Genomic DNA, 8,518 nt, shown 5'->3' with positions numbered 1-8,518 from the left:
TGTGGGTCGAGTTTTTTATTACACTAAATAATTTAATGAGGTTTTTCCTAATAATTATTAATTGTGTTAATATAATAAAAAAAGATTAATAAAGCAATAGTGATTAGTTTGTTAATTCCGATATATATAAGTAATTTTGTCTATTATGTGGTTCCGTCAGAAATATGCGGATTTAAAACGTTAAGCACTTAATGTTACCAAACGACGCTTTGGGAAGGTTTCCAGAAATTATTTGAGAACTTGAGCATTATTATTATTGAGACAAAATACCTCGTTGAAAAATCAACAAGTTATTTTTATTAACTAATTAAAAGATTGTAGAAGCTATAGCGTTATTCATAGGTTCTTATAATCAAATCTGAAGAAATTGGTTTAAGTTGTAATTCTCTTGCCCAAATGGATAACTGCCCAATATGATGAATTTCATGTGTAATCATGTGAGCCATTATCTTTTTTTGATTAAAGTGTAATATGGTGCCATCACGTCGTTTCACTTCAACTATTCGATTTTCATAATCTGAAGGCAATTGCTCAATAAAGTATGTAGTTTGTGATTTGACAAAATCAGCGTATTTCTTTATGTCGCTTAGACTGGTAATGGTATTTCGTTTTTCATATTCTATGACTTTTTCAGCCATTGAATTCAACCAAAGTAATTCACAATCAACGATATGTATTAATGTTTCTCGTATACTTTTCATTCCACCAATACGCTCTTTTTGAAATTCTTCTTGAGATATTGAATGACACCAATTTAACCAATCTTCACGAACTTGCCAGTTATAATGAAATAAAGATAACATTTTGCACCTCATTTTATTAAAATAATAAGAAAATTATAACTTTTTGGAGGCGAATATGAAACATAAGATAATATTTTTTGACGTTGATGGTACCATTACAAGTTATAAGGATGGAACTATTTCTCTAAGTACCAAAAATGCAATTAAAAAGTTGTTAAACAATGGATTCAAAGTTGTAGCAGCAACTGGTAGACCATTATCAATGTGTGATGAACTGGTTGAAATAGGTATAGACACATTTATTACAGCTAACGGTGGCTATGTTACACACAAAGGAACTTGCATTCACAAAATTGTATTACCCGAAGAAACAGTTCGCCGATTTAACAAATTTGCATTAGAACAACAAAATGCACTCACTTATTATTCAGATACTCTACATATGAATGAAATAAAGAAACCTAAAGTACAGCAAGCTCTTTACGAAACATTAGGATTGCAGGAATTTCCACCTATTAATTCAGATGCTCGTTTGAAAGAAATCTACTTACTTTGCCTGTTTGCTGATGAGGTAGAAATTGAAACATATAAGACTCATTTTCCTACAGTTCGTTTTAAACGTTGGCACCCATATATTGTGAATGTACTTGAAGAGGATGTTTCAAAATCTGTAGCAATCCAAAAAGTTCTAGATTATTTTGGATTTATAAACGAAGAAGCTATCGCTTTTGGCGATGGAGAAAATGATACCGATATGTTAGAACTTGTAGACTTAGGTATTGCTATGGGAAACGCAACTGAAAACTTAAAATCTATTGCAAGTTTTATTACAAAAGATTCTAATGAGGATGGTATTGAGTGGGCTTTGAAGAAATATGAATTGATTTGAGATTTTATCAACTAAAAAATCACTAACCTCTAAAATATATCACTGCTATTTATTCATGCTCATTCAAAATAACGTTCCCAAATGAAAGTTTGGAGATAAACCATTAAGCTACGAATGTTGTTAAAACAACGTTTCGTGGCTTTTTTTATGAACATTTTTTATAAATGATTTTATACATTCTCTTCAAAAGTCAGTCATAGCAATGTTTAAGTGGTCTTTCGAGCATGGATGCATGATCGACTTTAGTGAATAAAATCATGCATATTTCTTAACGTTGAAAAAAGTTAAGGTAGCCTTGTTAAAAACAATCTAACAAGGCTATCAGGGCATCTCATAAACTCTCTATTTAAACTGCTCAAAATGATTAGCAACCCATAGCTTCTGATTTTCTGCAACATATTGTTCAACTGCTATCAATCTATTCACCAAGTCTTCTTTAGAAAGCTGCATATACTTCTTTCTAGCGTTTGTTAAACCTCTTTCGGGGGAAATTCTTCTTAAAGTGGATTCATCAAATGTAGAAGGCTTCTCTGACTTTTTACGAGCATTCTTTATTTTATAAGTTCTACTATGCTTTTTGTAATGCTCATATAATTCTTCATTTCGTTTAATAGTATTTATGTGAATACCTTTCTCTTCATCATCAAATGCTTTTGAATGGTGACTAATATTATGATAGGTTACAGGAATGCCTTTTGAAACGAGGAAATCAATTGTTTGAATACCAATAGATACAGAACGATCTTTTCGTTGCTGATGGACTTTTACGAGCCATTCCCTCTTATCTGAATGGATTAATTTTTGCTTTCGGTTCATATTGACGTTCCTCCCTATATTGTTTGATTAAATCAATCTCTTTCAATTCAATCTTCGCTTGCTTTGCCATCTCTTTAGCTTTTCGAACTTCTACCTCTAATCCCATTTGTTTAAATCGTCTTTCCATATCCTTTGATAATTGGATGACTTCTAATAATTCATCCTCTTGATCTGGTTCAGGTATTTTTGCTTTGCAGCCTAAACACTGCATTTTAGTGGGGCAAACATAATCTGTAACACAAGTACCACCCAATACTTTGTTGAATACACCAACTTTTTCTGCATGGGCATCAAATTCTTTTTGTAACTCTTGTGGGCTTCTTAAATATACATCCTCAATGTCTACATAACGTGAAATGACATCATGTAGCTCACTTACTGATTCCGCAATTTGTGTAGGTGTAGGAGCTGAATAATATCCTGTTACATTCAAATCCTTCTGATGTAGCATTTTTGCGACAATATCAATCGGCATTTTTTGACGTTGAACAGCTTCTGTCGCAAATGCATGACGTAATAAGTGTGTTTTTACAGTTACAGATTTTCCATTCTGCGTCTCAAATAATAATCCATAAAGAAGAAACCGAATGGAACTGTATAAAGCGGATTCCTTCAATGCTTTACCTGCATATTGGAAATAATAAGACATAGATTTTGGAAATAAGTGCTTTCTTTTATCTCTGTATGGGACACTTGGAATTTTATCACCGTCATAATGTGTTTTTAACATCCGTGATACCATTTGAATATGTTCCATCGTTTGTTTACTTAAATAAAATTCTTCTAATGAATCTCTTCCTTTAGGAATAGCTTTATAGGAATAATGTAGCTTGTTGTTAATTTTCTTTACCTCAATACATTCTTTTGTATTACTAATTTGAAGTAATTCGTTCAGTCTTGCACCTGTTGTTGTTAATATGTCGATGGCTAATAGTCCAAATGAACAAGCCACATAAAATGGTTCTATATCTATTAGTAAGCCTTCTGCTTTGTCCTTGTGTAAAGTGATAAAAGTTGAAGGTGTTAGTATGCCTTTATGCTTTGAATAAAAAGGAGAAGGTTTTTTCTCGTTTTCAGACTCGTATCCCCATAAAGACAAGAAATTTAATATCTTCTCATGCTCTTCAATGTGTCTGTTTTCTGACCAACCTCCTAATACATTCTGCTCAATTAATTCATTAAACCAAAGACCTTCTGGTATTGAATCACTATCTATTGATTCAGCACGAATAAATTCAAGGAAATAGGCATTATTTTCATCAGAATAAGTTAATTTTTTTTGTGTTGCTTGCTTTATAATAATATCTGAAAAATCCTTTTGATGGTTCAGTACAAAGGAAGGTTTGTCCCATAAACGAAAATGAAATACTTCCCCAATCCGCTTTGGTTCCGCATAAGAAAATTCAGTCGGTAATGATATTGAATCGGTTTCTATCACCCTTATTTGTTGATGAAATGCATCTCTCAATCTCTTCATTTGATTCCATCGTAGATTTGCTTCTGCACGTATTGCTGAAAGATGTGGCACAATAGCGTCTGTTTCATCCTTACGGGTGTTTTGGGCCTGTTCCAAGGCTAATTTAGTAAAGGAAAAATCACGACTATCATATGAAATGGGAGGTAATAAAAACTTGTTAAAATATTGCTGTTCACCTGAAAGAAGGTTATTATTAATCCACCTTTTAGTAGAGTTTTCAGATGATTTATAGGTAGTTAGTAAGTTCCTTTTCATATTGTTAGAAGATTTGACACAAATATCACCTTTCAAATATTTAAATAAATGAACATTCGTGTCGAAATCTGAAAATGAATTAATGTTACATTCCCTAAAAATATCGTTGAATCTTGGATGGAGAACTTCCAATCTACTGAGTATCGTTCGTATGTCATGATTCTTAGTTACTCCAATTAATGCTATAAGCAAGAGTTGATCTTTCCAATCGAAAGCTAAGCAGTTCCTATACAGATATTTAAGCACCCGTTCATCCAATTTATCAATTAAAAATTCACCTCTATTATTTTGTAGACACATTAATCGAGTATCCATTTGTCCAAGCATTTTATCGTACCATTCTGTTTTAGGTCTTAACTGTGTTTTTTCATTCAAATTTATTCCAATCCTTCTAACAATTCTTTCAAATCTTCATCAAAGTTTTCGATAGCTGGTGATTTAACAACGCTTAACTTTTGTTTTAATTTCTTCGAAGATTTCTGTTGCTTAATATAGTCCTTTTCGTTTTGCTGCATTTGCTCCAACATTTTCTCATGTACTTCTCGATGTTTGGTTTCATCAAAATGATGCTCATACACTTTCATCGTCTCTTAATTTTTCCACTTCATATATTTAATCAACTCATTTTTACGTTGATGAATTTCTGTTTCATTTTTTGCAACGTTATAAATCTCTCGTAATCGAGAAGTAACAAACCAGTGTCTAGCTTTATGAGGGTTTAAACTCAAATCATTACTCTTCATAGCCCGATTCCAGTGATAGTACCAAGCATAGTAGGTAAGTGGTGTTCCATTTGCTGTTAAGAAGATTGGGGCATCATCAGGTAGCTGTTCAAAACTCATATGATTGCTATCTAATGACTTTCTCTCCGTCTCTATGTAGTGAAATAATCGCTTAATTGTATCTTTACTAACACGTATAAACTTAATTTTTCGACCATGACTACCTTTATTGAATGTGATGAATTCTTGCTGATTTTTCCGTTGTCGATAATCACCAACTGTTAACTCAATAATTTCTGAGGCTCTTGCACCTGTTTCAAATAGCATACGAGCTATCACCATTTCACGAAGTGACCAACTTGCTTTCTTTCCAGCTTGATATACTTGATACGGTAAATCTATATCGTCAATAATCTGTGGCTGCCATTCTTCATTTAGAATTTTAAAATATGAATCTGTTAATCTCCGGTGAGGAATGGCTTCTTCTGTACCTGCAATTGAAGGCATTCTTGGCTTATCCTCTCGAACCCCATTTATCTCCTCTTTATAGCTTTGTAGGATAGCCTGACCATCTATTAATGGATTGCTATACAGGTAATGCTTTAACCGTATCATAGATTTGTAAAATGATTTTAAGGCTGATAAAAATAGGCTAATTGTATTAGGACTCTTGTTAGTTAAATTTACAAAACGAAAGTTGTCTTTTTCACGAATCTTACACTTCATTTCATGCATCAAATAATCCTCAACCACAACACGTATTTTTACTTCTGAATAATTCCATTGCACTTTCTTTCCTTGATAGTTACTTTCTTTCTCTAACCATTTAAAAAATGGAAGTAAACAATTCACATATGATATTGCAGAGCTTTTATCATTTCTCCCTAAACAATCATGATAATAATCTGTCAAAGGAATAAAGGGCTGGTTATTTTTAAATACGAGTAACTGATATTTACTTTCAATATTCTTTGGACAATACTCAAACCAATACAATTATTAGTCCCCCTTAAAAAGAACGAACGTTCCTACTTTAATATCTATCTTAGTCATTGTAAAGTGTTTAATCTTTTAACAAATGTAGATGAGCAAGATAATGAAAATAAAAAGCACATCACTAAAATTTGCATTTAGTAATGTGCTTTTTTATTTAATGTGTAACATTATAAACGAAACACTATTGAATAAGACATAATGTACAATTACTTGTACTTAATCTTACAGAGTAGTAGGTGTGTTTTTATAGAATATTATTTAATACTAGCCTATTTCCATTTGCTATTGGAATTCAAAAGGATTAGGATAACCTATTGCTTCTAATTCTTCAGGTGACATTTTAATTAATTCTTCATAAGGATAATAATTCGGACTATCAGTTGATAAATCGCCATCTAATCGATTTTTAGTAAGTATTAGAATTATCATTTTCAACAAAATAAGTAAATTATAAATAATTAATTTACAACAACTTTTGAATGAAATACTCTTTTCTACACCTCATAAAAATGCAAATAGCTGTAGGGGGAAATACTCCTCCTACAGCCTTTTATTAAGCGTGTGCTTTCAACGCTTTAAATTCTTCAATTAACATTGGCACAACTTCGAATAAGTCACCAACGATACCGTAGTCTGCTACTTTGAAAATATTAGCTTCTGGATCTTTGTTGATTGCTACGATTACTTTTGAGTTTGACATACCTGCTAAGTGCTGGATTGCGCCTGAAATACCTGCTGCGATGTAAAGATCAGGTGTTACGACTTTACCCGTTTGACCGATTTGCAAAGAGTAGTCGCAGTATTCTGCGTCACATGCACCACGAGAAGCGCCTACTGCACCACCTAATACATTCGCAAGCTCTTTTAATGGCTCGAAGCCTTCTTCTGATTTCACACCACGTCCACCAGCGACAACGACTTTGGCTTCTGATAAATCAACACCTTCTGCTGATTTGCGCACAACTTCTTTAATGATTGTACGTAAGTTTGTAATATCAACAGCTAATGCTGATACATCGCCAGAACGTCCTGCATCTTTTGCAAGTGGTGCAATATTGTTTGGACGAATTGTTACGAACACGATGCCATCCTTCACTTTTACTTTTTCGAACGCTTTACCAGAGTAGATTGGACGGATAAATACAGCAGCATCGCCAGTGCCTTCGATTTCCGTTACATCTGATACAAGACCTGCTTGTAACTTAGAAGCGATTTTTGGTGATAAATCTTTGCCTAATGCTGTGTGACCGAAAACGATTGCTTCTGGGCTTTCTTCACCGACAACCGCCATAAATGCTTGGCTAAAGCCATCCGATGTATATGATTTTAAGTGTGGGTGTTCCACTGTGACAACACGGTCTGCACCGTATGTAACTAATTCATTTGCTACACCCGTTACGCTATCTCCAATTAACACACCAACGATTTCGCCACCGTCAGCGATTTGCTTTGCTGCTGCAATTGCCTCGAACGATACGTTACGTAGGCTTCCTTCACGAACTTCCCCTAAAACTAACACTTTTTTTGACATGCTGTTCCCTCCGTTACCTTTGTTATGACCGAAAAAAATATCAATTACGCCTCAGCGTGTCCAGATTTTTTAGGAAAACCTGCGGCATCTGCTGAATATCGCTGCAATTAGACTACTTTTGCTTCTGTATGCAATAAGTTTACAAGCTCTTTTACTTGTGCTTGTAATTCGCCTTCTAACACGCGACCTGCTGCTTTTTGTGGTGGTAAGTAGATTTCTACTGTTTCCACTTTTACTTCTACATCGTCTTCATCGATGTCTAAATCATCAAGCTCCAGCTCTTCTAATGGTTTTTTCTTCGCCTTCATAATACCTGGTAAAGATGGGTAACGTGGCTCGTTTAAGCCTTGTTGCGCTGTTACTAATAACGGTAATGAAGTTTCTAATACTTCTGAGTCCCCTTCGATATCCCGCACGATTTTCGCGCTTGTACCATCGATTTCAAGGCTTGTAATTGTCGTTACATAGTTGATGCCTAATAAATCAGCTAAGCGCGGGCCAACTTGACCAGAGCCACCATCAATGGCAACATTACCTGCTAAAATTAAATCTGCCTCTTTATCTTTTAAGTATTCTGCTAGAATATAAGCAGAAGAATATTGATCTAGCTCATCTAAATCATCTTCTGTATTAATTAATACCGCTTCATCTGCGCCCATTGCCAATGCTGTACGCAATTGCTTTTCAGCGTCTTCTCCACCAATCGTAATAACCGTTACTTTACCACCTAATGCATCACGCTTTTGAATTGCTTCTTCAATCGCATACTCATCGTATGGGTTAATGATGAATTCAGCGCCATCTTCTTGGATTTTGCCACCTGATACAACGATTTTTTCCTCTGTGTCAAACGTACGTTTCACTAATACATAAATATTCATTTTACAGACCTCCGAAAGCTTGATTTATTTTGGTTCAGTAGTAGACCCTATCCTCTATAGAGAAGGGATAAATATCTATTTTTCTCCTCGTTCAGCGAGTGTTTGGACACCCACTGAACCAAGATGCCCCGGCGGATGTCACGGATTTTGAAGAGAGGCCTGCACGATGCAGGTCAGTTAACCGTTGTCACAGGATGTGACGGTTTTA

The 8,518-nt window shown here is 34.3% G+C and carries 8 protein-coding genes; 1 reads left to right on the top strand and 7 read right to left on the bottom strand.

Features of this window, described 5'->3' with window-relative positions; translation table 11 throughout:
* Nucleotides 1-332 precede the first annotated feature (332 nt).
* Nucleotides 333-803, bottom strand: a complete 471-nt coding sequence (locus tag C9J34_RS20835; RefSeq protein ID WP_107842082.1) for a DinB family protein — start codon at nucleotides 801-803, stop codon at nucleotides 333-335.
* A 55-nt stretch (nucleotides 804-858) separates the two neighbouring features.
* Here C9J34_RS20835 and C9J34_RS20830 point away from each other — a divergent pair, with 55 nt between their 5' ends.
* Nucleotides 859-1,632 (top strand): Cof-type HAD-IIB family hydrolase, encoded by a 774-nt coding sequence (locus tag C9J34_RS20830; protein ID WP_107842081.1) that lies wholly within the window; start codon nucleotides 859-861, stop codon nucleotides 1,630-1,632.
* A 342-nt stretch (nucleotides 1,633-1,974) separates the two neighbouring features.
* Here C9J34_RS20830 and C9J34_RS20825 read toward each other — a convergent pair whose 3' ends face one another.
* The 6 genes from C9J34_RS20825 to C9J34_RS20805 all read right to left on the bottom strand — a co-directional run bounded on the left by C9J34_RS20825 (nucleotide 1,975) and on the right by C9J34_RS20805 (nucleotide 8,310).
* Nucleotides 1,975-2,448 carry a hypothetical protein gene (locus C9J34_RS20825; RefSeq protein WP_107842080.1) on the bottom strand — a complete coding sequence of 158 codons (474 nt, stop codon included), beginning with the start codon at nucleotides 2,446-2,448 and terminating at the stop codon, nucleotides 1,975-1,977.
* Nucleotides 2,414-4,555, bottom strand: coding sequence for a site-specific integrase (locus C9J34_RS20820; protein WP_338016219.1), 2,142 nt, complete (start codon nucleotides 4,553-4,555; stop codon nucleotides 2,414-2,416). The genes C9J34_RS20825 and C9J34_RS20820 overlap by 35 nt, the downstream gene beginning before the upstream one ends.
* A gap of 2 nt (nucleotides 4,556-4,557) precedes the next feature.
* On the bottom strand, nucleotides 4,558-4,758 hold the full coding sequence (locus tag C9J34_RS22510) for a hypothetical protein (protein WP_238600743.1): 201 nt from the start codon (nucleotides 4,756-4,758) through the stop codon (nucleotides 4,558-4,560).
* 12 nt (nucleotides 4,759-4,770) lie between these two features.
* Nucleotides 4,771-5,898, bottom strand: a complete 1,128-nt coding sequence (locus C9J34_RS20815; protein ID WP_238600742.1) for a tyrosine-type recombinase/integrase — start codon at nucleotides 5,896-5,898, stop codon at nucleotides 4,771-4,773.
* Between the two features lie 553 nt (nucleotides 5,899-6,451).
* Entirely contained in the window at nucleotides 6,452-7,429 is a 978-nt protein-coding gene (locus tag C9J34_RS20810) for an electron transfer flavoprotein subunit alpha/FixB family protein (RefSeq protein WP_107842079.1), read from the bottom strand.
* Between the two features lie 107 nt (nucleotides 7,430-7,536).
* The gene (locus tag C9J34_RS20805; RefSeq protein ID WP_107842078.1) at nucleotides 7,537-8,310 is read right to left on the bottom strand and encodes an electron transfer flavoprotein subunit beta/FixA family protein; all 774 of its coding nucleotides are present in this window, start codon (nucleotides 8,308-8,310) and stop codon (nucleotides 7,537-7,539) included.
* Nucleotides 8,311-8,518 lie beyond the last annotated feature (208 nt).

It is taken from the genome of Metasolibacillus meyeri (assembly GCF_003049505.1).
Taxonomy (GTDB): Bacteria; Bacillota; Bacilli; order Bacillales_A; family Planococcaceae; genus Metasolibacillus; species Metasolibacillus meyeri.
This window is presented reverse-complemented; position numbering and strand designations above follow the sequence as displayed.